This window comes from Nostoc sp. ChiVER01, assembly GCF_034531155.1.
In the GTDB taxonomy this organism is placed as follows: Bacteria; Cyanobacteriota; Cyanobacteriia; order Cyanobacteriales; family Nostocaceae; genus Nostoc.
The window spans coordinates 1-24,558 of record NZ_JAVRBS010000018.1 but is presented as its reverse complement, the minus strand read 5'-3'; the positions used below and the strand labels follow the sequence as shown (position 1 = coordinate 24,558).

The 24,558-nt window shown below is 41.4% G+C and carries 21 protein-coding genes and 1 pseudogene; 8 read left to right on the top strand and 14 right to left on the bottom strand.

Going from position 1 to position 24,558, the window contains the following annotated elements; translation table 11 throughout:
- Positions 1 to 483: 483 nt before the first annotated feature.
- The 9 genes from RMY00_RS22135 to RMY00_RS22095 form a co-directional block, all read right to left on the bottom strand.
- Positions 484 to 1,182, bottom strand: coding sequence for a DevA family ABC transporter ATP-binding protein (locus tag RMY00_RS22135; RefSeq protein WP_322649597.1), 699 nt, complete (start codon positions 1,180 to 1,182; stop codon positions 484 to 486).
- Positions 1,183 to 1,270: 88 nt separating this feature from the next.
- On the bottom strand, positions 1,271 to 2,443 hold the full coding sequence (devC, locus tag RMY00_RS22130; RefSeq protein ID WP_322649596.1) for an ABC transporter permease DevC: 1,173 nt from the start codon (positions 2,441 to 2,443) through the stop codon (positions 1,271 to 1,273).
- Positions 2,444 to 2,561: 118 nt separating this feature from the next.
- Positions 2,562 to 3,761 carry an ABC exporter membrane fusion protein gene (locus RMY00_RS22125; protein WP_416212089.1) on the bottom strand — a complete coding sequence of 400 codons (1,200 nt, stop codon included), beginning with the start codon at positions 3,759 to 3,761 and terminating at the stop codon, positions 2,562 to 2,564.
- Positions 3,762 to 4,468: 707 nt separating this feature from the next.
- Positions 4,469 to 5,695, bottom strand: a complete 1,227-nt coding sequence (locus RMY00_RS22120; RefSeq protein ID WP_322649595.1) for a pentapeptide repeat-containing protein — start codon at positions 5,693 to 5,695, stop codon at positions 4,469 to 4,471.
- 407 nt (positions 5,696 to 6,102) lie between these two features.
- Positions 6,103 to 8,085 (bottom strand): response regulator, encoded by a 1,983-nt coding sequence (locus RMY00_RS22115; protein WP_322649594.1) that lies wholly within the window; start codon positions 8,083 to 8,085, stop codon positions 6,103 to 6,105.
- Complete coding sequence (locus tag RMY00_RS22110; RefSeq protein ID WP_322649593.1) at positions 8,085 to 8,561, bottom strand: response regulator; 477 nt, start codon at positions 8,559 to 8,561, stop codon at positions 8,085 to 8,087. The genes RMY00_RS22115 and RMY00_RS22110 overlap by 1 nt, the downstream gene beginning before the upstream one ends.
- A complete protein-coding gene (locus RMY00_RS22105) occupies positions 8,558 to 11,284 on the bottom strand; it encodes a PAS domain S-box protein (protein ID WP_322649592.1) in 2,727 nt (908 codons plus the stop codon). The genes RMY00_RS22110 and RMY00_RS22105 overlap by 4 nt, the downstream gene beginning before the upstream one ends.
- Before the next feature lie 504 nt (positions 11,285 to 11,788).
- Complete coding sequence (locus tag RMY00_RS22100) at positions 11,789 to 12,124, bottom strand: hypothetical protein (RefSeq protein ID WP_322649591.1); 336 nt, start codon at positions 12,122 to 12,124, stop codon at positions 11,789 to 11,791.
- 292 nt (positions 12,125 to 12,416) lie between these two features.
- On the bottom strand, positions 12,417 to 13,892 hold the full coding sequence (locus RMY00_RS22095; RefSeq protein WP_322649590.1) for a pentapeptide repeat-containing protein: 1,476 nt from the start codon (positions 13,890 to 13,892) through the stop codon (positions 12,417 to 12,419).
- Between the two features lie 192 nt (positions 13,893 to 14,084).
- Here RMY00_RS22095 and RMY00_RS22090 point away from each other — a divergent pair, with 192 nt between their 5' ends.
- On the top strand, positions 14,085 to 14,324 hold the full coding sequence (locus RMY00_RS22090) for a hypothetical protein (protein WP_322649589.1): 240 nt from the start codon (positions 14,085 to 14,087) through the stop codon (positions 14,322 to 14,324).
- Between the two features lie 28 nt (positions 14,325 to 14,352).
- Here the strand turns inward: RMY00_RS22090 and RMY00_RS22085 are convergent, their stop codons facing one another.
- Positions 14,353 to 15,096, bottom strand: coding sequence for a pentapeptide repeat-containing protein (locus RMY00_RS22085; RefSeq protein WP_322649588.1), 744 nt, complete (start codon positions 15,094 to 15,096; stop codon positions 14,353 to 14,355).
- A 224-nt stretch (positions 15,097 to 15,320) separates the two neighbouring features.
- Between RMY00_RS22085 and RMY00_RS22080 the strand changes: the two genes are divergently transcribed.
- A complete protein-coding gene (locus RMY00_RS22080; protein WP_322649587.1) occupies positions 15,321 to 16,535 on the top strand; it encodes an FAD-dependent oxidoreductase in 1,215 nt (404 codons plus the stop codon).
- 115 nt (positions 16,536 to 16,650) lie between these two features.
- Here the strand turns inward: RMY00_RS22080 and RMY00_RS22075 are convergent, their stop codons facing one another.
- Positions 16,651 to 17,130 carry a beta-lactamase hydrolase domain-containing protein gene (locus RMY00_RS22075; RefSeq protein WP_322649586.1) on the bottom strand — a complete coding sequence of 160 codons (480 nt, stop codon included), beginning with the start codon at positions 17,128 to 17,130 and terminating at the stop codon, positions 16,651 to 16,653.
- 530 nt (positions 17,131 to 17,660) lie between these two features.
- On the opposite strand from RMY00_RS22075, the gene RMY00_RS22070 reads away from it, so the two are divergent.
- A complete protein-coding gene (locus tag RMY00_RS22070) occupies positions 17,661 to 18,158 on the top strand; it encodes a GNAT family N-acetyltransferase (RefSeq protein WP_322649585.1) in 498 nt (165 codons plus the stop codon).
- A 124-nt stretch (positions 18,159 to 18,282) separates the two neighbouring features.
- On the top strand, positions 18,283 to 18,924 hold the full coding sequence (locus tag RMY00_RS22065; protein WP_322649584.1) for a TetR/AcrR family transcriptional regulator: 642 nt from the start codon (positions 18,283 to 18,285) through the stop codon (positions 18,922 to 18,924).
- A 157-nt stretch (positions 18,925 to 19,081) separates the two neighbouring features.
- Here RMY00_RS22065 and RMY00_RS22060 read toward each other — a convergent pair.
- A pseudogene (locus RMY00_RS22060) lies at positions 19,082 to 19,446 on the bottom strand (four helix bundle protein).
- A gap of 50 nt (positions 19,447 to 19,496) precedes the next feature.
- On the opposite strand from RMY00_RS22060, the gene RMY00_RS22055 reads away from it, so the two are divergent.
- Together RMY00_RS22055 and RMY00_RS22050 are read left to right on the top strand one after the other, a co-directional pair.
- Positions 19,497 to 19,886 carry a CTP-dependent riboflavin kinase gene (locus RMY00_RS22055; protein WP_229494456.1) on the top strand — a complete coding sequence of 130 codons (390 nt, stop codon included), beginning with the start codon at positions 19,497 to 19,499 and terminating at the stop codon, positions 19,884 to 19,886.
- The gene (locus tag RMY00_RS22050; RefSeq protein ID WP_322649582.1) at positions 19,870 to 20,709 is read left to right on the top strand and encodes a class I SAM-dependent methyltransferase; all 840 of its coding nucleotides are present in this window, start codon (positions 19,870 to 19,872) and stop codon (positions 20,707 to 20,709) included. The genes RMY00_RS22055 and RMY00_RS22050 overlap by 17 nt, the downstream gene beginning before the upstream one ends.
- A gap of 27 nt (positions 20,710 to 20,736) precedes the next feature.
- On the opposite strand, the gene RMY00_RS22045 is transcribed toward RMY00_RS22050, so the two are convergent.
- Positions 20,737 to 21,411: a gamma-glutamylcyclotransferase gene (locus tag RMY00_RS22045; RefSeq protein WP_322649581.1), complete on the bottom strand. Its 675-nt coding sequence runs from the start codon at positions 21,409 to 21,411 to the stop codon at positions 20,737 to 20,739.
- Between the two features lie 328 nt (positions 21,412 to 21,739).
- On the opposite strand from RMY00_RS22045, the gene RMY00_RS22040 reads away from it, so the two are divergent.
- Positions 21,740 to 22,522, top strand: a complete 783-nt coding sequence (locus RMY00_RS22040; protein ID WP_322649580.1) for a hypothetical protein — start codon at positions 21,740 to 21,742, stop codon at positions 22,520 to 22,522.
- Positions 22,523 to 22,535: 13 nt separating this feature from the next.
- Here the strand turns inward: RMY00_RS22040 and RMY00_RS22035 are convergent, their stop codons facing one another.
- The gene (locus RMY00_RS22035) at positions 22,536 to 23,285 is read right to left on the bottom strand and encodes an SDR family NAD(P)-dependent oxidoreductase (RefSeq protein WP_322649579.1); all 750 of its coding nucleotides are present in this window, start codon (positions 23,283 to 23,285) and stop codon (positions 22,536 to 22,538) included.
- A 382-nt stretch (positions 23,286 to 23,667) separates the two neighbouring features.
- Between RMY00_RS22035 and RMY00_RS22030 the strand changes: the two genes are divergently transcribed.
- Complete coding sequence (locus RMY00_RS22030) at positions 23,668 to 24,120, top strand: hypothetical protein (protein ID WP_322649578.1); 453 nt, start codon at positions 23,668 to 23,670, stop codon at positions 24,118 to 24,120.
- Positions 24,121 to 24,558: the final 438 nt, after the last annotated feature.

Here is a 24,558-nt window from a genome sequence, read left to right as displayed (position 1 = left end):
ACACTTATCCAACTGGACACTCATACTACACTGTTAGGGTAAAGTTGGTGTAGTTAAATTACGAAATTAGGTGAAGCAAGAGCAAGGATAAAGCGTCAGAAATAACCCCAAAAAATTTAGGCAAAGCTAGCTTTGGTAAGCTGTTGAGCATTTAATTTGCACAAGGAGGGTAGGCAACATGCACCCTTTATCATAGATTTTATTGATGAGTGGTATAAGTTATTTCTAGGATTTTCAATTTATCTAATCTTAATATTTGTTTATATAGTAGTAACAGATATTACTAATGTTGATATAGCAGTTCTCAGTTGAATAGGTACAAAACCCCTCCCCCCAACCCGTAGAGCAAGCGAGCATCTTGCTCTGATGTACCTAATGTAATTAGGAAACGCTACTAGGGTGTCGAGTGTAAGATAACAGTGATTTTACTTAAAATTTTCTGATTCTGAGTTGAGAAGCTAGAGTAATAAAGGCTTATCAAATTTAAGCTGATAGTTTTACTTTTGGCTTGAGTTTGCCATCTTCCATGTGAACGATGCGATCGGCAATATCTAAGATACGGTTGTCATGAGTAACCATCAAGATGGTACAGCCTTGTTCTTTTGCCAGTTTTTGCATGAGATTGACTACATCTCGTCCCGATTGACTGTCAAGGGAGGCTGTGGGTTCATCGGCTAGGATTATTTGAGGATGACTAACTAAGGCACGAGCGATCGCTACTCGTTGTTTTTGTCCTCCAGACAGTTGATCAGGATAGTAATGCAAATGATTTCTTAACCCTACCTGTTCTAACATTTGGGCTGACCTCGCTAGCATCTTTTTTAAACCAAGATGTTTATGCAATTCCAAAGCTATTTTGACGTTTTGAAGTGCTGTTAAACTACTATGCAAGTTATGTGATTGGAAAATATAACCGTTACGGCGTCGCGCCTGCACTAGCTGTTCAGTACTAGCACCACAAAGTTCTCGTCCTAATACCCGCAAGTTACCAGATTGGGTAGAACGTAATCCACCTACTAAGGTCAGCAAGGTAGTCTTTCCAGAACCAGAGGGCCCAGTCATAATAATAATTTCACCAGCGTTAATCTCTAAGTTGATGTTAGATAAAACTTGCTTACGGAGTGAGCCTTGACCAAAATGGTGGTCGAGATTTTTAATAGAGATGAGGGGTTGACTAGTCATAAATAGCTCGATTACTCATGATGATTGTCATTGGTCATTTGTCCTTTGTCCTTTGCAAATGACCAATGACCAATGACAAATGACAAATTTAAAACATATCAGCAGGATCGGCGGCTTGGAGTTTGCGGGTTGCGATCGCACCGGAAATTGTACACATAATGATAGTTAGCACTAATACCTGCAATGCTCGAATTGCAGTCATGTACATGGGCAAATTTGTGGCACTGCGAGTCAGTTGGTAAAGTGCTAAGGAAACTCCTAATCCGGGGAAGAAGCCCAGTGCTGCCAATATTAAGGATTCTTCAAGTACCACACCTAGCAAATAGTAATTGCGATATCCCATTGCTTTAAAGGTGGCATATTCCCGAACGTGGGCATTAACATCGGTAGAAAGGACTTGATAGACGATAATCACGCCCACCACAAAGCCCATCGATACACCAAGGCTGAAGATAAAGCCAATAGGGGAATTTGTTCTCCAGAAGTTGTTCTCAAATTCAATAAATTCAGCGTGGGTTAAGACTTTGACGTCATCTTTTAAATAGGCTTTTAATATTGCTGCTACCTTTTTCGGGTTATAACCTGGTTTTACCTTTATCAAACCTAAACTGACACTGCTAGACTGTCGCCCAGAAAATAGCCGCAAAAAGTTTTGATCGCTGGTAATCAAATTGCCGTCAGAACCAAAGGAAGCGCCGACTTGAAATAAGCCACTAATAGTAATTGTGTGCCGTTCTATTTCGGTGGTTAAGGTTTTACCTTGGTCAATTTGAGCGATCGCTTTTTGATAATCTCCTCTAGCACCACGATCAAACAAGACAGCACCTGGCAGTTTGATTGTCTGCAATTGCTGGTTAACATCGGGTAAGTTAAATGCTGGCTTATCTGGATTAAACCCAATAACTAACACCCCCGTCTCACGGTGTGTTTGGGGATTTTTCCAGATTGTGTTGTTGAAATACATTGCTTCTGCTGACTTCACCCCTGGTATATCCATTGCTTGGTAAAGTCGCCGCCGAGAAAATGTAGACAAGCTTGGCAAGTTACGGGCTTGGGGGCTGGTTAAAACAATGTCTGCTTGTAAACTGCGATGCAGTCTAGTGTTACTGTCATACAGTGCAGTCTGAAAGCCCAGTTGCATGAACATGAGAAGATCCGCAAAGGCAATCCCTGACAATGCTACTAAAAGACGGCTTTTTTCATGATTCAGTTGCAGCCATCCAAGAGGGGTTCGCCGTCGCAGTTGTTTAATCAATCCCATTATAAGAAGTGGAGGGCAGGGTAGGCAGGGGGAGCAGGGGGAGCAGGGGGAGCAGGGGGAGATGGAGAATAACTTAAACTAATGCCCAATTCCCAATGCCCAATGCCCAATTCCCAATTCATAATTCAATTACTGCCTTAACTTGCATATTGGTTAAGGTGGCGGCTTTTTGGCTGGAGGCTTCATCTAGTCGAATATGGACTTCGACTACTCTGTTATCGATATTGTTAGCAGGATCTGTGTTAATGACATTTTGCCGTCGCACTTGTAAGCCTTTGCGATCTACGATTCCCTGCAATTCAATGGAGAGGGAATCGCCAAATACTCGCACTTGCTGCCCTGAACGCACTTTGTCGATATCGCTTTCGTAGACTTCGGCTATCACATACATCTGGCTGGTTTGCCCGATCTCAGCAATGCCATCATTTGATATTAATTCGCCAGGATGGGTATGGATCTCAAATACCTGTCCATCTTGAGGCGATCGCACTTCGGCCTGTTTGAAATTTACTTTTGCCAGATTCATGGCTGCTATGGCACGATTGACTTCTGCTTGGGCAGCTTTTATATCCACTCCTGGCACTTCGGCAATTTCATCAAGTGTTGCTGTGGCTTCTTTAATTTTTTGCTGGCTAGTTGATTGAGTCCGATTTAACTGTGCTTGTGCTTCTTGCAGGCTTTTTTGAGCAGTTTCCAAGTTTAAACGCTTGTTATCTCGTTGGGAAGCGGAAATTGCGCCCTGTTGATATAGCTGCTGATACCGTTCGTCTTCTGCTTGGGCGTTATGCACTTCGGCTTGGAATCGCTCAATTGTCGCTGCTTGGGCATTAATATCACCTTGGCGTTCTGCTTCTGTGCGAGCGATCGCAGCTTTTTGGGCGGCAATTTCACCGGGTTTAGCACCTGCTTGGGTGCGGTTTAGGTTTGCTTGGGCTACTTTTACTTGTTCTTGTGCCTGTTCTAATTCTGCTTGCAAGCGATCGCGGCTGTTCAAAATCGCAATCACCTGTCCTGCTTTTACCCTATCCCCCTCCTTCACTAACAACTTTTCTACTCGACTTCCTTCGGTAGACACCGCAGCAGAAAGTTTAATTACCTTTCCCTGTGGTTCAATCCACCCTAAAGCTGTTACTGTTTTTAACTGTGGCAATTGTGTTGCTGGCACTTGTGCTTCCGAATTTGCATAATTTTGCCAGTTTTTTAGTATATAAAAACTTATTGTGCCAATTGATAAAAATGCAATTATACCTATACCAACAGATAGACGCAGAATAGACTTAGGGAACATTCTGTACCCTAGCTTTGAGTTTCGCACCATAGATTACCTCTTAACTAGTGGCGCAGAAAAAACTAAATAGTTATCAATAAAGGCAGAAGGCAAAAGGAGTTTGTCCCTTCTAAGGAATTGCCCAAACCATCTGTGTAACCTTACGAACTTGGGTTTAAAACCCCCACCAAATTGAAAATTTGGTGAATCCTTTTCAGAAAGGGTTTGAATTTTATAAGTGAAAATAACCTTCTGCGTTCTGCCTTCTTCAGTGTTAATCTTTCGATTCCGAATTCATTAAAAATGGTAATTGTTGATAATTTACCAACTTACTGCGATTTGGCTGGGATAACAACAAGTTACTCTACAGTATTAATAGACTTATGTTTTGATGAAATACTTTTGTTTTTTTTGAAGTACTCAGGTATAGTAAATGTTTTCAAAGTCGCGGGTTGTAACAGCGCCAACAATTAGAGATAAACTCAGTCTAAATTAGATTTTTGTCAGAAAATACAAACAAATTAATTCTAATTTATAAATAATATCTTTAAATTTAAGATTTACATAACCTTGAATGATATATTTAGCTGCTGAAAGCTATTTTTCGGAATTGTCTTTTAAATTTGACAATCCCTTTGCTACCAATAACATAATGATTCCCACAGTTAAAAGGTTTGGTAAAAACCGCGTCTATACAAAAAAACCCGCGTAAGCGGGTTGTAACAAGAGGCTTAATTGACTGAAACTTTAGCTTTTTGTTACCTCCAGCTTTTGGGTATTTTAAAGTTTTCTGGTAGAATTGTGGTGCGATCGCCAAGTGCCTGTTCAATCTGTTGTAATTCAAGGTTTTCACATCCGCTCAAGTTTGCTCTAGAGAGGTTAGCTTCTTGGAAGTTAGCATTTTGCAGGTTAGCTGTACTGAGTAACACAGCTTCTAAGTTGGCTCCAGCAAGTTTTGCGTTTTGCAAGTTACTACCAATCAGATTGGCATCTTGAAGGTTGCTATCCTCAAAATTTACTCCTTCCAAGTTGGCATCACAAAGGATTGCTCCTTCTAAGTTGGCACCACAAAGAATTGCTCCTTGTAATTTTGCATCACAAAGGATTGCCCCTTCCAAGTTGGCATCGAAAAGGGTTGCCTTTGAGAGGTTGGCTTTTCTGAGGACTACGCCTTGAAGATTGGCTTCTGGGAGGACTGCTTTTTGTAGGTTGGCTTCATAGAAGATTGATCCACAAAGATAGGTTATTGATAAGTCTGCTTCTGAGAGATTTGCTCGGGTAAAATTGACCCATTGCAAGTTAGATCCTACGAGGATTGCCCTAGAGAGGTTTGCTTCGGTTAAGTCTGCATTACTGAGGTCTGTATTGCGTAAATCTAGTTTCTGATTTACCGGATCTTTATGTGAATCGCGTCGTCCAATGACAGTCAAGGCTGTTTGAATATCTGTAGGAAGTTTTGATGAGTGCTGTAACTCATCCTCATATTTCTGATTTATTGGGGCATTCTCGCGGATAAATGCAGCGAGAATTTCCATAATTGTCCAATGATCTTTGTGAGAATCCCTAGCAATTCGCTCTAAAGCATAAATTGCGGCAAACCGTGTTTCAATTTTTTCATTTCCCAGCTGTTCAATTGCTTTAGAAAAACGTTCTGGAACAATTTCTTCTAAAGTTTCTTGGGTGTTCTTAATGTCAGTTACGATGTTGTTGTCCCAAGCTAGTGCTCTATAAAGGAGTTTGGTTAACACACTTTGATTTTCACCAAAAGAGAGTCTGGAAGTATAGTAAGCATTAATAATTAATGCTAATCCTACAATGATTATGGCAATAACTATTAATGCTTGATTAATATATTCTATTTTTTCTTGATTTGAAAATCCTGCAATGTTTTCAAAGAATGAAAAAATTAGGGTTAATGTGAAAATAAATATAATTGAGAAAAATACCAAGAAAGTCGTGAGTCCATTTGTCTTTATGAGAGACATGTCATAAGCCTTCATATCTGACTCCTTACGGAAGTAAATTTAGGTTGATTTTAAGACGATATTCAAGGTTATGATAGGGTACAAACACGTAACTACTTGACAGTTCCTTAAATCTACTTCATAGAAATTATCTATAAAATCTTCGATAAGTTATTTTTCAAACATCCTCTGAACTGCCGTGGATAGTGGTAAAGACATAACATGGTTGTGCCCGAAGCGAAGCTATTCCACGTAATTGAAACGTTTGTATTTAGCTATAAAGAATAATTTAAAAATTTTAACATTAATGAGGTTCATCTAATTACTCAGGTTGATTGCAAACACCTAAGTAGATTGGACTAGTACCGCAAGGCGGAAGTCACCCATTCAAAAGTCAAAAGTATTATGGAATAAGCTCTTTAGGGATTTTAAATGGTTGCTCTATTTTTGCCGTCGCGTACTAGATTAGAAATCGCCGTAAGCAATTCCTCTGGTGCTACAGGTTTAACGATGTAGTGTTGAAAACCTGCTTTTAGTGCTTGCTGCTGATTGATTTCGCTTGCATAAGCAGTTAGAGCGATCGCTGGAATCTGTTTTTCACCTATTTCTGCTTCTAGAGTCCGCACCTGTTTTATCAGCATATAGCCGTTCATCTCTGGCATCCCAATATCGCTGAGTAAGATATCTGGCTTTGACTGTGTTAGTGCTTGTAATGCTTCATCTCCTGATGCTGCTGTGGTGACGATCGCTCCAAATTGTTCCAGCACAAAACTGAAAAAGTCGCGGGTATCAGCATTGTCATCAACAATCAAAACTTGTAAGCCCATCAGAGAAGAGAAGGCAGAAACGGCTGTTGAGGAATTAGGATTCGTGTCATCCTTGATTGTTGCAGCTTCCTTGAGCCGTGGTAATCTAACTGTGAATATAGATCCCTGCTCTTCGCCAAGACTTTCGGCGCAAATCGTTCCACCGTGCATTTCCACCAAGTGACGAGCGATCGCTAAACCTAACCCTAGCCCACCAAACTTTCTAGTTGTTGTACCGTCACCTTGACGGAAATAGTCAAACACATGAGGGAGAAAATCAGGATCAATACCTTTGCCTGTATCGCTGACAGTAATCTGCACTTGAGCGTCGATGCACTCTAATCGCACATTTACTTTTCCTCCAGTCCCTGTAAACTTGACGGCATTCGATAACAAATTCCAGAAGACTTGCTGTAAACGGGCTGAATCACCCAAAACTTTCCCCTGCGGATCGAGCGCCGTCTCAATCTGAATGGTTTTTGCCTCTGCTGCCAAATGCACTGTTTCCATTGCAGATTCAATGATAAATGCCAGATTGACTGGCATCATTCTGAGGTTGAGTTTGCCTTGGAGGATGCGAGAAACATCTAGTAAATCTTCAATTAGTTGAGCTTGTAATTTAGCATTGCGTTCAATAGTTTGAAGGGCTTTTTGGAGCGATATCTCATCAAATTTACGGCTCTGCAATAGTTTTGCCCAGCCGATAATCGGATTCAGTGGCGATCGCAATTCATGAGAAAGTACTGCTAGAAACTCATCTTTGATTCGGTTAGCAGCTTCTGCTTCTGCTCTGGCTCTTTGCTCAAGTTGCAAAAGGCGATCGCGTTCTGATTCGGTGCGCTTGCGATCGGTGATATCAGTTAACATAGCGATCGCACCCAAGAACTCATTTTGTTCATTCAAAATCGCTCTCGCAGAAATTAGTGTCCAAATGTAGGAACCATCCTTGCAGCGCAATCGAGCTTCTTTAAGATCGCTCCCTTCTTGCTTGTGCCATTCCAGTTTCTCTTCGGCTGCTACCCCATCAACGCGATCAATAAAATTAAACATAGAACGACCAAGTATTTCTTCTGCCGGATAGCCCAACATCTCACAGAGCCGTTGATTCACAAACTCTGTTCGTGATTGAGAGTCAATCATCCAGATTCCCTCATAAGAGGTATCAACAATTCGGCGATACTTGGCTTCACTCTTCTGTAGCGACTCTTCCGCTTGCTGGCGCTCCCGACGCTCCTTAGCTTCCCGCAATGCCCGTTGCACTGAGGGAACTAACCGCCCTAATCCTTGCTTTAATACATAATCGGTTGCACCATTCTTCAAAGCTTCGATCGCTAATTCTTCACCCAGTGCAGCAGAAACAAAGATAAAAGGAACCTGTGGACAGTAATTTCGGGCAATTTCTAAAGCCGAAATTCCATCAAAAGATGGCAAGGCATAATCGGCAAGAATTAGATCAAAAGTTTCTGCTTTCAAAGCAGCCAAGAAATCAGCGCCAGTTTCAACTCGTATTAATTCGCAATTAATTCCGCTTTCGGTTAACATCGCTAGGACAAGCTCTGCATCTAACAAACTGTCTTCTAAAAGCAGGAAACGGAGTAGATTCATTATTTCTTCTCCTGTTGACGATGAGGTGCTGGAGGTAGAGCGCCAACAGGGGGCTGATTAATCACTGCCCAAAACAGTCCCACACCTTTGATAGCATCGGCAAACTCATGGTAATCGAGAGGTTTGACGACATAAGCATTAACGCCTAACTCGTAGCATCGAACTAAGTCTGGCTCCTCACGCGAAGAAGTTAGCACTACCACTGGAATCACTCGCATTATTGGGTCAGATTTTAGTTCTGTCAGCACTTCTAATCCATCGATTTTGGGTAGTTTTAAATCGAGCAGCACCACAACTGGATGCCCTTCCATCCGCAACCTAAACAGCCCCCGGCGATAAAGATAATCTAGTGCTTCCTCTCCATCACGCAGTACTACTACTTCGTTGGCGAGATGATTTTCCGATAAGGCGGCCAAGATTAATTCTGCATCGTTGGCACTGTCTTCAATCAGCAGAATTCGCTTAAGTTCTTTCATTCGCCCTCCTTCTTTGACAACTTAGGTAGCGAAAAATAGAAGGTGGCTCCATTGTCAACTACAGACTCTGCCCAGACTCGACCATTATGCCGATGAATAATGCGTTGTACGTTTGCCAATCCAACACCAGTGCCTTCAAATTTTGGGTCGCTATGCAGGCGTTGAAATACTCCGAATAGCTTGTGAACATATTGCATATTAAAGCCTACGCCGTTATCTTGTACAAAAAAGACAACTTCGTTTTCATTTTCAGTACTGCCAACAGTAATTTCTGTTGGGTTTCGAGTCTGGGAATATTTTACGGCATTATCTATGAGGTTGCGAAGGACGAGCCGTAGCATGGAAGGATCAGCTTGCACTTCTGGCAGTGACTCTATATGCCAATTGATTGTGCGTCCTGGGGTTTGGGTTTGCAAATCGCGTTTTATTTCTTCCACTAATTGCTCCATATTGATGTTGATGTAGCGCATTTCGGTGCGCCCCATGCGAGAAAATGTGAGCAACTCATCTATTAGTATTCCTGCCTGTTTGCTCGTTTCTGCAATTATTCTTAAATAACGCTGACTTGTTTCATCTAATATATTTGTTGAGCTATGCCGCTTCTGAAGCAATTCTATAAATCCGGCGATGTGGCGAAGCGGCGATCGCAAGTCGTGAGAAACTGAATAGGAGAATGATTCTAGTTCTTTGTTAGCGGCTTCGAGTTGGGCTGTGCGCTCTTGAATCCTTTGCTCTAGCATTTCGTTGAGTTGTTGCAGGGCGGCTTCGGCAACTTTGCGATCGTGAATGTCGCTAGCGATGCCCACCCACTTGATAATCTGTCCGGCTGCATCTCGAAATGGTAAACCCCGCACAAGATGCCAACGATAGCTACCATCAGAAACTCGACGGAAGCGAATTTCTGCTTCGTAGTTTGTAGCTTTAGCAACAGCCTGCATCGAAGTTTTAAAAACGCGATCGCGGTCATCAGGGTGAATGATATCAATCCAGCCATACCCAGCCGTCTGCTCCATTGTCAATCCACTGTAATCAAACCAGTATTGATTGCAATAATTAATACCACTATGGCTATCGCCCATCCAAATAGCCTGGGGCGACACTTCTGTTAAAATTCGGTAACGCTCTTCGCTGTCACGTAGCGTTTCTTGTACCAGATTGCGATCGCGCAGCACAGCTTGCTGTTCACTAATGTCAGTAACCAATGCCGCATACCCTTCTACGGTTCCCTCTTTATTAAACTGGGGAACGTAAATAGCATTAATATAACGTGTACCACCATCTTGATAAGGAACTTGACTTTCAAAAGTGACCTGCTCTCCTGCGAGTACTTGTTCTACATAAGGACGAAGCACTTCATAAGCAGATTCACCTAAAACTTCCCAAAGATGCTTTCCATAAACTTCTGCCGTTGAATGCCCAAACCATTCTTGATATGCTCGGTTATTAAAGCGGTAGCGTTGTTCTGAATCTACAAAAGTAATCAAAACTGGCAATGTATCTGTAATCAAGCGAAGTTCTGTTTCTCGTTGCCGCAGTGCCTCCTCTATCTGCTTGCGCTTGGTGATATCGCGCCAACAGTTAATTGCACCGATAATCTGACCTTGGGAATCCCGAACTGGTACAACATTCGCGCTGGCTGTAATCCGGGTTCCATCAGGACGTTCAATGATGCATTCTTCATCGCAGATTGTTTCACCGTTGCGCGTAGCCCGGTATAAAGGTAGTTGTTCTAGGGTGAGGCGCGTTACACCATCAGCCAAAAATACACCGTAGGACTGAACGTAATCGCCAGAAGTCATGCCAACGAGGGATTCACCAGGTCTGCCCAGAAGCTCTTGTGCGAGCTTGCTGTTGGCAATGATTCGGAAATCAGGGGGGCCGCCAGCGATCGTAATTCCCTCTGGAACGTGTTCTAAGAGCATTTGCAGGATGCTTTGGGCAACTTCTGCTTGTTTGCGTTCGCGTAGGGCAGCTTGCCGTTCGCTTAAGTCAAGAACAAAACCAATAATTGTCCTATCTCCCTGCTTGACAAAGCCAATTAAGACGGGAACTTGAGAGCCATCTTTACGGATGTATTCTTGCTCAAAGGGCTGACAACTCCCAGTAATTCTCAGTTCTTCAATTGCTTGCTCACTCACTTCAATGTATTCGGGTGGAGTAATCTCGCCCCAGCGAATTCTACCAGAGCGCAGATCCTCCTGTGTATAATTGAGCATTTGCAGAAAAGCATCATTGGCTTCAATGATTAAGCCGTTGAGATCAGCTACAATTACCCCGATAATATTGGACTCTGTTAAGCGACCAAACCTTGCCTCGCTTTCGCGTAGAGACTTCAAACTTGCCTCAGCTTTTTGTTGGGCTGTGCGGCGTGATTCGTTGAGCAAGCTGATTAACCCTGCTGTCAGCATGAACACAACCAACGGGACTAAAAAGTTGATATTTATAATGTTTAGCGAATAAACTGGCTGGAAAAACAAGTAGTTGACTGCCAAAGTAGACAAAACAGTGGTAAGTAACCCTGGCCCCAAGCCTCCATACCAGGCACTCACCATCACCGCAGCAAAAAACAGTGCCGCAGGCGTTGGGGTGAGATATGCTTTGAGCAGCAGAGTTGCCCCCAGTGCTAAGGCAACGGATAGCAAAGCAACAGTATATTGCAGCAGTTGCTCTCTATCGCCAGTAAAAATGTTTTTAGGTTTCGATGCCCTCACTTTATGAGCCATAACCCTACTCTGCTTCTGGAAAATTCTGGTTTAGCAGCCTTTTGCCGGGTTTACCCATCTGCCGTAACATTATCTTTTATTCGTTTTAGCGCTATCAGTGAAGGCACTGTATGCCCATTTTCTCAACTATTAACTGTTTTGAATGAAACTTTTAATCTAGCAGTAAACTATTTCTGAGAAAAATTGAGTTTTTACCAAAGCTCCCGAATTAAATCTAAAATCTTCAGCCGCTTTTTGACAGACATCTCCTTTTTCTATGCCCATAGCAATGACTAGGATAGGACAAGTGTCTTATTGTTTATCTCCTGCTGAGGGAATATTTCTCAGGTTATACCAGTAAGCTAGATTTCGCTGTCACTCTAGCTAATCTTCTATCTTAAAAAAGCTTACGTTTGAGGTTCAGAGGCTCGACGTTGAGGTTCAAAGGCTCGACGTTGAGGTTCAAAGGCTCAACATTGAGGTAAAAAGGCTCGACATTGAGGTAAAAAGGCTCGACATTGAGGTTCAAAGGGTGAAACTTAAGCTTTCCAATGTTCCGGTTGTTGAAGATTCTTCGGTAAGATTGTTGTGCGATCGCCTTTTGCCGATTGAATCTGCTGTTGAGCTGCCCCATGATAAGCGTTCTTCTTGTAGTTGTCTGTCTATATCTTCAGCAGTTCGAGAAAGGTGTCTCTTACGGCTTTCTTCTATAATGTCCAGTACAGAGCGATGTTTTGCTTCAGCTTTTTCTGGTAATATCACAAATACATCAACACTGTCGCCTATTTCAGCTTCTGGAATCTCAATTTCTATTTTGTTTCCTGGTAAAACTTTGGTTGTGATACTTAAAGCTGATTGCATAGTTTTTCTCTCAAGATTTATTCATACTATAGGCAAGATTGTTCTCTTCTATATTCTTCTACAAGCCATAGAGGGCGGTAGTACTCTCATCTATTTCTTGTTTTTCGCTTAATGAAGAAATAATCCAATAAATAAAATTAGAATTATAAACGAATTTCTCGGTCTGTCTGATTATCAGACATAGGTTTCATCTTCTTCATCTCCAAAGTTATTAGGGAGACTTTTGGTAAAAACTATAGCATTAAGTGAAAACGGTAGAATGCGCCCAAATAACTAATGATGCTGTGATAAATCAACTTGATTGTCGCCAATCTGTCGGTGTTTCTATATAATCAGGTAGACGAGTGGTGCGATCGCCAAGTGCTTTTTTAATCTGCTGTAACTCTAAGTTTTTCGCCCCTGTTAAAATTGTCCCTTCCAGTTTGACATCACTGAGGTCAGCTTCTGAAAAGTTAGCTCCCATCAGGTTTGCCTGAGTTAGGTTAGCTTGATAAAAAGTCGCCCTATACAGGTTAGCTCCGATGAGGTTTGCTTGATAAAGGTCAGCTTCCGTTAAACTGGCTTCTGAGAGGTTAGCAAAATAGATTTCTGTTTGGTGGAGTTTAGCTGCATTCAAGTTAGCCTCAGATAGGTTGGCTCCATTCAAGTTAGCCCCAGATAGGTTGGCGCCAATCAAACCCGTCATGTACAGATTGGCTTTACCCAATTTTGTTCCTTGCAAGTTAGCTAAAAATAGCTTTGCCCCTGAGAGGTCAGCCATTTTTAAGGTAGCTTGTTGTAAGTTAGCTTTATAAAGGTTTGCTCCTTGCAGATTAGTTACACGCAGACTTGCTCCAGAGAGATTGGCTGAACGCATGTTTGCCCCACTGAGATTAGCGCGGTTGAGATTAGCCCAACAGAGGTTTGCTCCACAAAAACTAGTTTTTAGTAATTTGGTTTCATAGAGATTAGACCTCACAAGTTTAGCGCCGTTTAGATCAGCCTCACTCAAGTCTGCTCCCCGCAGGTCAGCGCCACTTAGGTCAGAGCCACGTAAGTCTGCTTGTTGCAGATTAACTCCTAGCAGGTCTGCCCTTCTAATGTCAATATTCCGTAAATCAAGTTTTTGATCTTTTGGGTCTTCGAGTAAATTACGTCTGCCGATAACAATTAAAGCTGCTTGAATATCAGTGCGGATTTTTGGCAATTCTTCATGGAGATTTTGCTCCAACTGCTGTGTCGGAGGCGACCCACCTCTACGCTTACCTGAGTAAGCTGCTTCTTGATATTCCGGGTTTTGTTGCTCTACCTTTACTTGCTGGATAGGTGTATTCTCTCGCACAAAGGCGGTAAGAATTTCCATGATTGTCCAGTGTTCTTTGGAAAAATCTTGAGCAACTCTTTCTAATGCATAAATTGCGCCTGTCCGAGTTTCAACTTTTTCATGACCAAGCTGGGCAATTGCCCCCATAAAGCGTTCTGAAATCAATCTGTCTTGATTAACTTTTGCATTTTGAATGCCAATTTCCAGGTTTTTCTCAGCTGCGATCGCATTTTGCTGCATCGCTTGGGCCCGCTTTGCGGCATAATAAGTATTAAACATTACTGCCGATGCCAAAAAAACTATTGCAGTAGTTGTTAATGCTTGATTTCTATACTGAATTTTTTCCTGGACTGACAATTCTTTAATATTGGACAACGCCAAAAAAATTACAGTCAATGAGAAGCCAAATATAACTGTTATGGTTATCAACCAATTCAAAAGAGTGTCTGTCTTTTTAGAAGACATGGTAACGATTTTCCTTACAACCTAGAATTATTACTTAGATGTTGAGGAAAAATAGTATAGCATTTAGCAGAAAATTATAATAGGTGTCAAGACCCTCAATTAACCAGTTAATGAGATGAAATATACCATAGTGTACATAGCATTTTAAATGGTGCAAGAAGCTTGGAATACAATTCTTTTGACTTTTAACTTTTGACTTCCCCAAAGGGGCTGACTTCTGCCTTAGTTGAAATGAAGAAGAATTCAGAAGTCAGAAGTCAGGAGTCAGAACAAGAAAGTGGGGGATTCAGACCCGCCACTACGAAAGTTGACCACCAAATCTATGATTTGGAGGGGGTGCAAAAACGCCGCTTATTCATCCACTTTTTCGTGACGCTCGTAGACTCGCTATCGCTGCGCTATCAGAATTCAATTCTGAATTCTGGCTCCTGACTCCTGAATTCTGTTTGATAAAAGGGTTTTATTCAGAAAATTTAGCTTCTCTAAGGTTTGCCCCATCGAGTATGGCATTATTGAGAATCGCTCGATTCAGTCCAGCTAGATATAAGCTTGCACAATGAAGGTTAGCCCCTTCAAGGTTAGCTCCTTTTAGACTAGCTGCACTGAGGATTGCTCCTTCTAGATTAGCTAAATATAAGTTAGTACCTTCTAGGTTAGCTGCACTGAGAATTGCTCCTGCAAGATTAGCTTCTGTAAGGTTAGCTCCAGCAAGATTAGCTTGATAAAGATTTGTCTGTTCTAAGTTCGCCCTATTTAAATTTGCTCCTCTTATGTCCGTGTGACTCAAATCAAGTTGCTCATTCTCTGGGTCTTTGTTTACATCTCTTCTAGCAATAACGGTAAGAGCTGCTTGAATATCTACACGAAGTTTTGTTGACAAGTTGCTCGTTAATTTCTCTTGGGGCATGTAAGGAGCATTTTCTCGTATAAAAGTAGTAAGAATGCCCATAATTATCCAGTGGTACTGTGCATGATTTTGGGCAATTTGCTCTAAATCATTAATTACAGCAAGACTGGTTTCTATAGTCTTATTCCCTAGTTGTTCAATTGCTATTCTTAAACTTTCTTTTGGCGACTGATGTTGAGTTTGGTTAACTTTTTCTTGCAAAGCATGTATCCTCAGACATATTTTCGATAGCTGTCCGTTATTTATTGGTAAAATATTTTTTATGCTTTGAAAAGCATTAATAATTACTGTTAACATTACTAAGTGATAAAATGAGGTTTCAAAAATTACTTGTACTCACTACTTTTCATTCTTCACTATCAATCAACCTGAACATGATAATTTTGATTGATGCCTATCATAAAGCATCCATAAATTATTTATGAAAAACTACTAATTATAAAGGATAGCCTTCTTTTACCAGATACGCTAGTCAACAAAAAAATCTTATAACTCAAATAGTATTGTTATGAACTACTTCAATGCAGCAAAAATTACAGCCTAGAGTTAAAGACTTAGTGCTGATTGGTGGCGGTCACAGCCATACAATTGCCCTGAAAATGTTTGGTAGAAAGCCTTTACCTGGTGTCCGTTTGACATTGATTACCGAAGCCAAAAATACAGCTTACTCTGGAATGTTACCAGGACATATTGCCGGATTTTATAGCTATGATGAATGTCATATTGACTTGCGACCTTTAGCGAACTATGCTCAAGCACATTTGTATATTGACAGAGTAGTTGCCCTAGACTTAGAAAATCACAAAATTCTTTGTGCTAATGGACTTGTGGTAGATTTTGATGTGCTGTCTATTGATATTGGCAGCACTCCAGCCACATTGTCTGTATCAGGTGCAGCAGAATATGCGATCGCAGCTAAACCAGTATCGCAGCTATTGGAACATTGGTATACACTAGTTGAAGCTGTAGGTAAAAATCCTCAAGAACCAATTAGGATTGCGATCGTGGGTGGTGGCGCTGGCGGTGTAGAATTGGCGCTGTCGATGCAATCTCATTTACATCGCATTTTACGTCAAACTCAACAACCAATTCAAAATCTGGAAGTTCATTTATTCCAGCGTGGCACAGAACTGATGCCCAATTACCATTCATCAGTGCGCCATCAAGTTCAGCAAATTTTAACCGCGCAAGGTATTAAGCTACATCTTAGAGAAACTGTGTGTAAAGTTGCACCTACACTCTACAGCGAACCTAAGAAAATATTTGAGATTAAATGCGAATCTGGTTTGATAGTAGAGTGCAATAAAATTTTCTGGGTAACACAAGCATCCGCACCCGAATGGTTAAAAAGCGCTGGACTAGGAACTGATGAGAAAGGTTTTATTTTGATAGAAGATACATTACAATCTCAAACGCACCCGCAAGTATTTGCTGCTGGTGATATTGCCACAATGGTAAATCATCCGCGTCCGAAAGCTGGGGTATTTGCTGTTAGGCAAGGTAAACCTTTATTTGAGAATTTGCAGCGAATTTTATTAGGTAAGTCGCTCAAACCCTATAGACCCCAAAAACAATATTTGAGTTTAATTGGTACAGGAGACGAACGAGCTATTGCAACTAAAGGCGCTTTTACTTTACCACCTCACAAACTATTGTGGTATTACAAAAATTGGATTGACTGCCGTTTCATGGAACGCTTTCGTAACCTCCCAAGTAGCCAGAGTAAAGTGTGTTAGCGTGTACCTGAGTAAAAAAAGGTCTTACTACGCAAAAACGTCCCTCTCCGACGGGCGAGAGGGACAGACTTTAACGACAGTTCAAGGTAGGGAGAGGTTTATCAAACTCGCTGTTTCAGCAAGTAGGCACAGCTACTTTTGCATGTTTGTTAACGTAGTCCACAAATAATTGCTTCAGCCGGGGACTAATACCAGCGTGTTCAAAGAATCCAAAACCCAAATTCTTAGCTTTTTCCAAAGTTTCTTCTGGGGTTAATCCTTCCTGGATAGCGATACTTAAGAGCGCAATTCCAGTCGATCGCATCCCGGCTGCACAATGTACCACTGCTGGTTTAGGAATTTCTTCGAGTGTCTTGAGGATTTTGGTAATAGCCTCTTCATTTAAATTTTTTAAATCCACCTTGAGTGGAACATTCGTATAATGTAGCCCCAATGCTTCCGCTACTTTTTGCTCATCTTTAGAAAATCCTAGCTCATCTGGCGATCGCAGATTTAGAACGGACTTAAAACCTTCTTGGATAGCTTGCTCAAGCTGTTTTGGTATAACTTGTCCTGTTGTTGTCAAGTTCTCGTTAATATGTATGGCGTTGATCACATTCACTCCTTGTCAATTTCTAATGGCTTCTAGCTTGGTAAATAGTCTAATCAGCAAGCTTTAAGAAGATATTCAAATAAGCACCGCAAAATTAGCCAAATATCAAAAGATATTGCTTGATTACTTCAAAATATAGATTTTGAAGCTGGTTATTTTATTGCTTTATCCATAATATACGGTTTTCCGATAGACTTAATGTTGTTTATAACTTATTATAGGTTTTGCGTATCAAATTACCGTAACTTATAGTTTATGAGTTGTCATCGATTGAATTACAGGGTGCGGTCAAAAAGAGGAAAAGGGGCAGGGAGCAGGGGGAAATCCCCATAAATAAATTTATTTGCTCTGAAAATTTAGACGTAAAAGTAAAATAGGCATGTAAGGGACTTCCAGATAATAAATTATCCAATTTACTCAGATCATATTTTTCTTTCTCCCCCAGCAATAACTGCTCCCTGCCCCCCTGCCTACACCACGATAGAATATTTTTTTAGTTGGAAGTCCCTAATCTGAATACCAGCCCTAAACCTATGAGCGCTAACGAAATATCTCTTCGGCCTGCCCAAGAAACAGATGCGTGGGTGCTGAGTGCAATTCATATTGCTGCCATCAAAGCTCTACCTGCAACTTTCTACACCCGAAAAGAACTTTTAGCTTGGCGCAATAACCGTGACAAACCTGATGGTTCAAATATCTTGAAGAGGATGAAAGTGGAAACTTTTTGGGTTGCGATCCAGGGAGATGTTGTAATAGGTTTTGCTAGTTTTATTGTTGATGAACTTATCGGACTGTATGTCCATCCTAAATATCAAGGTAAAGGGATCGGGCGTGCTTTAGTTCAAAATTTTTGCAATGAAGCAACTAATCAAGGTATAAATAAGGTAATTACAACTGCTAGCCTCTATGCCGAAGGCTTTTATTTACGGCTGGGATTTACTGCCATCCAAAGAGCACCTCATTATTTAAGAAGTGGAATAGTTGTCCCAGTTACTAAAATGAGTAAAGTATTAGCTGTTGTACCAAAATAAATTTGATCCGATATAAAAAGATTTTTAATAATTTTAAAAATGCTGGTATCAAGATTATTTTTCTTCAAATTGCGACAGCTTTTTCCACATAACATATTATGGAAGTAAGTACTTGCTAGCATAAATGAATAAAACCATCCGGTCATCAGCTCTTACCCGTACACGTTTGATAGAAGCCGCCTCGCAGGTATTTGCTAGTTTAGGTGTTCAAGGAGCAACTACCCGTGAAATAGCTCGTGTTGCTGGTGTGAATGAAGTGACTTTATTTCGCCACTTTGCTAGCAAAGAACAACTTTTGGGAGCAGTCATCAAAAACGCCTTGGCACTCCAGACAGAAGCCCTTGCACATCCCCAAGCGTTAACGCAGGATTTAAAAATTGATTTAATACAGTATGCTCATCTTTACAATACTATGCTAGAGACACAGGAAGACTTAATTCGTACCTTCATTGGAGAAGCAAAACGTCATCCTGAGGCAGCAAAACAAGTGATTCAAGAAGCTGCAAAGCCCTTAGGGGAAGAACTGGTAGCTTACCTGCAATCGAGTCAGAAAATAGGCACTGTTAGAGCAGACCTTGATCTATTCCCAGCAGTTGATATGTTTAAAGGAATGCTACTAGCTGGAATGCTATGTCGTAGTGCAAATTTTAATCAAGGCAGCTATAGCTGTGAGGATTATATCGAAACCTGCGTAGATATTTTTGTAGGCGGTATTATTGCCACTCCGCTCTCAATTGTCAATACGGCTGTAAGCCATGATTTTTGAAGGTAAGTTATTTCTGCGTAACTCCTGACCAAAACTACTTAAGAGGCAATAACTTTAGCGATCGCGCCGAATACAATTTAAGATTAATTAAGACTTAATAATTTATTTACAAAAAAGATAGAAATATAGTAAGAATTCAGGAGTCAGGAGTCAGGAGTCAGGAGTCAGAATTCAGAATGGAATTAGCATAAGCTGTTAGTAATTTACTAACCTCCTCAAGTTGAAGCATTAATCCTGATGTGTCACCGTAGTCAAGGTCTTTTGAAAGAATTAGATAGTAGTGGCATTCCTCTACAGAGCCTTGTGCAATGTTTAAAAAACGAACTTTATCTGCTGCTCCCTTTTTCTTAAAACCCTCAGCTATATTTGCTGCAATAGAGATTGTTGCTCGTCTAAACTGAGAGGTAAGCCCATAGATTTCCGTTTTAGGAAATTGACCAGTAAATTGATATACACATAAAACAAACTTATGTGCTTTCTGCCAAACTATCAAGTCTTGGATGTCTTGGCTGGTTGTCTCATTTATTCTGTCTCCTGAATTCTGACTCCTGAATCCTTACGAAATATATTATATGAAAATCTTGAAAGGTAAAGTTGTCAGTGGTTTAGGAAACTTTTCTTACTGGATTGAGAAACTCCAAGAATATTACTTAAGAAAAACAGGAATGAAATTCTTTCCTGGAACTTTAAATATTCAGCTAGAACAACCTTACGATCTCCCGAAAAATGTAATTCGCCTGGAAAAGGAAGAATATGGAGGGACTGTTTCTGTTAGCATTGTTCCCTGTCAGATATTTGGCAGAGATGCTTTTATCTTAAGAACAGACAAAAATAACACTGAGAGCGGAGATCATCCGAAAACAATTATTGAGATAGCTTGCGACGTTAAACTTCGGGAGCTATATAACCTGAAAGATAATGATTTAATTGAAGTTGAGATTCACGATGTCAGATTTATCTGAATTAAACAATTTGCTTGCAGATGAAGCGTTAATCCATTATGCCAGTGGTCGGGAGCAAAAGCGGTTATCAAAAGGTGCAGGTTTGCTGGAATTAGTCAGAAGCCAAGAACTTATAAGCCGCTATCTACCACCTCCACCCGCAGTGATTTTCGATGTTGGCGGTGGCGCTGGTGTTTATTCTTTTTGGCTTGCTCAACAAGGCTATGAAGTCCATCTTATTGATGCGGTTCCTTTGCACATAGAGCAAGCCCGACATTTGTCTCAAGCTCAACCAGAATATCCTCTAGCTAGTTTGGCAGTTGGAGACGCTCGGCAACTGAATCGGGCGGATAACAGCGTTGATGCTGTTCTGTTACTTGGGCCTTTGTATCATCTGACTGAGCGCACAGATCGGATTATTGCTTTGCGTGAAGCTCATCGCATCTTAAAAACAGGAGGTTTTGTTTTTGCTGCGGGAGTTTCTCGCTTTGCTTCAACCTTAGATGGATTATTTCGGGGGCATTTAGATGATCCAGAGTTTGTAGAGATTGTTAAACAGGATTTGATTGATGGTCAACACCGCAACCCAAACAACCATCCTCGCTACTTTACAAAAACCTTCTTTCATCATTCAGAAGAACTCAGAGCAGAGGTTAAAGAAGCGGGTTTACATTCTGAAAAGATTTTAGCGATTGAAGGGCCAGGCTGGTTACTACAAAACTTTGAGGAACACTGGAATGAGCTTGGTCGGCGCGATCGCCTTTTAGAAGCGATTCGTTGGTTAGAAACCGAACCTTCTATATTGGGGATGAGCGCTCACATCATGGCTGTTGCCCGGAAATAGGCGGTAAATTAAAGCGATCGCGACTAACTAAAGCGCTTGTTGTTTTGCCAACACTTGTTTGCGTAACAAAAGTAATTGTCTATCTTTAATACCTTCTGCCATCAATCCCTCAACAGTATTCATAAGATAATCAGCGCAGGAACCCAATTTTCCAGATGCGGTGGCAATACTATTAACAGTGGTTGCTAATGGTATCTGATGAGCGTACCTGGGATGTTGGCGATTAGCAACAAAGGCGATCGCTTTAAATTCCTGTATACCATCAAACACTTTTACCCAACGAGCAACGTAGACACCACCTAACATCTCCCGTCGCCAAATCAGTAGTAATTCGGATGGTACATCAGCAGCCCCAATGCGATAAATAACGCCACGACAACTACCACCCCGATCAAGTCCTAAAAGTAATCCGGGATTCTCTGGAGTACCACGAGCCAGGATCATCCATGTACAAAAACGCCGATGCCAACCATAAATGATCCCAGCACGGCGCTCGACGTAAGTGATTAGAGGATTCCAAATCAGCGAACCGTAGGCAAATATCCAAATATCAGAATTTTGCGGTTGCTGTTGTAGTGTTTCATCGAGCGATCGCTGTAACTCATCTTCGCTCAAGGTAGTTAGCTTTATTCCAGAGTGTGATGCTTCTAATAGCCTCGTCTGTTCATTTCCAGCTTCGAGGTCGCTACGACTGAGTGACATAATTTTAGATTATTTCCTTTTTCGGAAATCTTCAGTAATTTTACTATAACTTTAAGATAAATTAATTAACATATAACTCCCTTTACCGTAGGATTGACGATAAGCCTAACTATAGGCCAATACGCTTGGGTTAACGCCAAAAACCTTGAAATGTGTAGGTTAGGTTGAGGAACGTAGCAAGATCCCGCAGAGTAACCCAACATTTCGAGACTTTGTTGGGTTGCGCTTTGCTTAACCCAATCTACAATTTTCCACAAAGCCAAGCGTATTGAACTATAGGCAGCAGTATCTTGATAATGCCAATCTACGAAATAAGGAGTAAGCTTTGATGGCATTTATGACAAACCAATTATTAAAGTTCTCAATCAAATATTTACCAGCAATTGCCACCAAACTAGCAATTACAACTCTAATAGCAGTTCTCCCACTACCAGTTAAAGCAGTTACATTAGTAACTAGTCGTGCTGCTTTCGGAGGCAATGACGGAATTGATTGGTCGAGTTTGGGTAAAGTGTTCAATCCTTTTGCTCCCGATCCTTCGGCTTTTTTGCCTAACTCTTTTTCAGCAGTATCAGAAGGCGGTCTATCTCTGGGTGTAAATATACCTCAATCTGACGATGCTGCTATTACCCCACCTTTTGTTTTTCAAACCTCTGTTATACCCAAAGGCATTCCGACAAACTTTACTGATGGTGATTTTCTACTCTTCACAGGCTTGAACCCAAGAAGTGGTTTTCCTGCAATTGGCAATCCGGGCCCTTTGACCATTAGCTTTGATCAGCCTGTTTTCGGTGCTGGTACTCAAATAGCTGTAGACGATATTCCAGAATTCAACACGTTTGTCTCAGCTTTTGATAATGCCAATAACCTATTAGGTACTTTCTCTGTACCGGGGACTTCTTCTGTCACATTGGATAATTCGGCATTGTTTCTTGGGATTCGCAGTGAAACTGCTAACATCTCGCGACTCGTTTTCAGCACTTCTGAGTTAAATAGGGCTTTGGCCATCAACAGGGTGAGCATTATTGGAGTTCCTGAGCCAAATTACACCGTGGCTATATTAGCTTTTGGTGTTTCAGGCGCAATTTTAAGAGTACGCCAACGCAGGTAATAATTATGCTTGTTTAGTGTTCTTGTCCCGTTGGTCGAATGAGAATTTCGTTGACATTAACGCGTGGTGGTTGAGTAACGGCGTAAACGATCGCAGCAGCAACATCTTCGCTTTGCAGAGGTGTAATTGCCTTGCGTCGTTCTTCAATCCGTTGTTTGGCAACAGGATCAGTTATTTGGCTGTCAATTTCCGTATCCACCAAACCTGGTTCGATGATAGTGACGCGGATGTTGTCTTTGTGAACTTCTTGGCGCAATGCTTCTGAGAGGGCATTGACACCCCATTTGGTAGCATTATAAACACCAACGCCCGCCCGCGCTGTCCGACCAGCCACTGAGGAGATATTGACTATATGCCCCGATTTTTGCGCCTTCAAAAGAGGCAAAACAGCATGAGTAGCATATAGCAGTCCTAGTACGTTGAGGTCAAAGGATCGCCGCCAGTCTGAGCTATTTCCTGCTTCAATGGTTCCTAGTAAGGCAATCCCTGCATTATTCACAAGAATATCAACCCTGCCCAATTTTGCATTTGCCTTTGCTACTAAGTTATTTACCTGAGTTTCGTCAGTCACATCAGTAACAATGGGCAATGCCTTGCCACCACTAGCTTCGATACGTTGTGTTAATGCTTGAATGCGATCGCCACGCCTAGCAGCCAGCACTACTGTTGCTCCTTCAGCTGCCAAGGCGATCGCAGTTGCTTCTCCAATTCCTGCTGAAGCCCCAGTGATAATTGCTACTTTTTCCTCTAATTTCCCTGTCATTTATCTAACTCCTTAGTAATTGATAATAGAATATTGAGTATTGGGTATTAATTATGACTCCTCTGCTTTCCCTGCCTTTTTGTAGGGTGCTATCCTTACTAACTCTTCACAGCGATCGCAACAAATGCTTTATTGATCAAAAATGTTCTAGATGAATTGAAAAATTCAGAGGCATCGATTTCTAAATCGATAAGGTTGGCTTTTCTACTTGTCATATATTTGGTAGAGTACCTAGATACTCTTAACTCTAGACTCGTTCAACTACGTTAACGATAATGTTGATTAAAATACAGTAATTCGATAGATTTATTGTATTGATACTAGTTAGCAAACTATCATAGACAACTCCAAGAAGCAAGCTCTAGAGGTTTTCGTATAAACAATGGCTCAAAAAGCTGCCTTATCTCGACTTGCATTAGCATTTATTGCAGGCTTTGTGTCCGTTTTGTTATTTTACCAAGGTGTATTGGCGCTGCTACATGCAGTGAATTTCGCGCCTCGTGCCCCCTATGCAACTGCACCGACAACACAACCATTCGGAATCCCGCAAATTTGGTCAAGCGCATTCTGGGGAGGGATTTGGGGACTGATTTGGGTAGCGGTCGCGCCTCGTTTTCGCCATGATAAAAGCTACTGGTTAGATGCGTTAGTATGTGGTGCAATTGTCCCGACGCTAGTGGCTTGGTTTGTGGTCGCACCACTAAAGGGTCAGCCCATTGCTGGAGGCTGGAAACTTGCGGGAATAGTAACAGGTTTATTCGTTAATGGTGCTTGGGGTATTCGAACTGCCGGGTTGCTAAGATTATTTTCTAGAAAGCAGTTGTTCAACAGCTAGACTTACCCCTGTTCTGTATACCTCACATTAAATTTGTAAATTGACACCAAGTATGCACAGGTGATCCTCCATAAGTTCCTTGCCTAAATGCATTGGCTATGGCAAAACGATATTTCCCATCAACTAAGCAGGTGAGCATCTTATTAAATAGTGGGGCACTCGACTAGCCCTTTCAAGGTGTCTGTTTTTAGGTATTATTTTTGGGATAGAATTTTAGCTGTAGAAACATGGGGTCGTCTGGAAGGACGAGTACGTTTTAGTATCCTTCTTGTCTTTTTTGGTGCGCGAGGGTGGGACGCAAAAACAACTAAATTAACGCGAGCTGCCAAATCTCAAAGTATGTTGGTCAGTTCAATTAGATTCATTTGTGCAAAAACCTTCCATTCACAAGGAAAAACATCAATCGCCAACATTAGAGATGGGTCAAGTACCACCAAT

Bases quoted from the DNA above. Each gene is read 5' to 3' on its own strand.
- RMY00_RS22135 (WP_322649597.1), bottom strand. From the start codon at position 1,182: ATGACTAGTCAACCCCTCATCTCTATTAAAAATCTCGACCACCATTTT.
- devC (WP_322649596.1), bottom strand. From the start codon at position 2,443: ATGGGATTGATTAAACAACTGCGACGGCGAACCCCTCTTGGATGGCTG.
- RMY00_RS22125 (WP_416212089.1), bottom strand. From the start codon at position 3,761: ATGGTGCGAAACTCAAAGCTAGGGTACAGAATGTTCCCTAAGTCTATT.
- RMY00_RS22120 (WP_322649595.1), bottom strand. From the start codon at position 5,695: ATGTCTCTCATAAAGACAAATGGACTCACGACTTTCTTGGTATTTTTC.
- RMY00_RS22115 (WP_322649594.1), bottom strand. From the start codon at position 8,085: ATGAATCTACTCCGTTTCCTGCTTTTAGAAGACAGTTTGTTAGATGCA.
- RMY00_RS22110 (WP_322649593.1), bottom strand. From the start codon at position 8,561: ATGAAAGAACTTAAGCGAATTCTGCTGATTGAAGACAGTGCCAACGAT.
- RMY00_RS22105 (WP_322649592.1), bottom strand. From the start codon at position 11,284: ATGGCTCATAAAGTGAGGGCATCGAAACCTAAAAACATTTTTACTGGC.
- RMY00_RS22100 (WP_322649591.1), bottom strand. From the start codon at position 12,124: ATGCAATCAGCTTTAAGTATCACAACCAAAGTTTTACCAGGAAACAAA.
- RMY00_RS22095 (WP_322649590.1), bottom strand. From the start codon at position 13,892: ATGTCTTCTAAAAAGACAGACACTCTTTTGAATTGGTTGATAACCATA.
- RMY00_RS22085 (WP_322649588.1), bottom strand. From the start codon at position 15,096: ATGTTAACAGTAATTATTAATGCTTTTCAAAGCATAAAAAATATTTTA.
- RMY00_RS22080 (WP_322649587.1), top strand. From the start codon at position 15,321: ATGCAGCAAAAATTACAGCCTAGAGTTAAAGACTTAGTGCTGATTGGT.
- RMY00_RS22070 (WP_322649585.1), top strand. From the start codon at position 17,661: ATGAGCGCTAACGAAATATCTCTTCGGCCTGCCCAAGAAACAGATGCG.
- RMY00_RS22065 (WP_322649584.1), top strand. From the start codon at position 18,283: ATGAATAAAACCATCCGGTCATCAGCTCTTACCCGTACACGTTTGATA.
- RMY00_RS22055 (WP_229494456.1), top strand. From the start codon at position 19,497: ATGAAAATCTTGAAAGGTAAAGTTGTCAGTGGTTTAGGAAACTTTTCT.
- RMY00_RS22050 (WP_322649582.1), top strand. From the start codon at position 19,870: ATGTCAGATTTATCTGAATTAAACAATTTGCTTGCAGATGAAGCGTTA.
- RMY00_RS22045 (WP_322649581.1), bottom strand. From the start codon at position 21,411: ATGTCACTCAGTCGTAGCGACCTCGAAGCTGGAAATGAACAGACGAGG.
- RMY00_RS22040 (WP_322649580.1), top strand. From the start codon at position 21,740: ATGGCATTTATGACAAACCAATTATTAAAGTTCTCAATCAAATATTTA.
- RMY00_RS22035 (WP_322649579.1), bottom strand. From the start codon at position 23,285: ATGACAGGGAAATTAGAGGAAAAAGTAGCAATTATCACTGGGGCTTCA.
- RMY00_RS22030 (WP_322649578.1), top strand. From the start codon at position 23,668: ATGGCTCAAAAAGCTGCCTTATCTCGACTTGCATTAGCATTTATTGCA.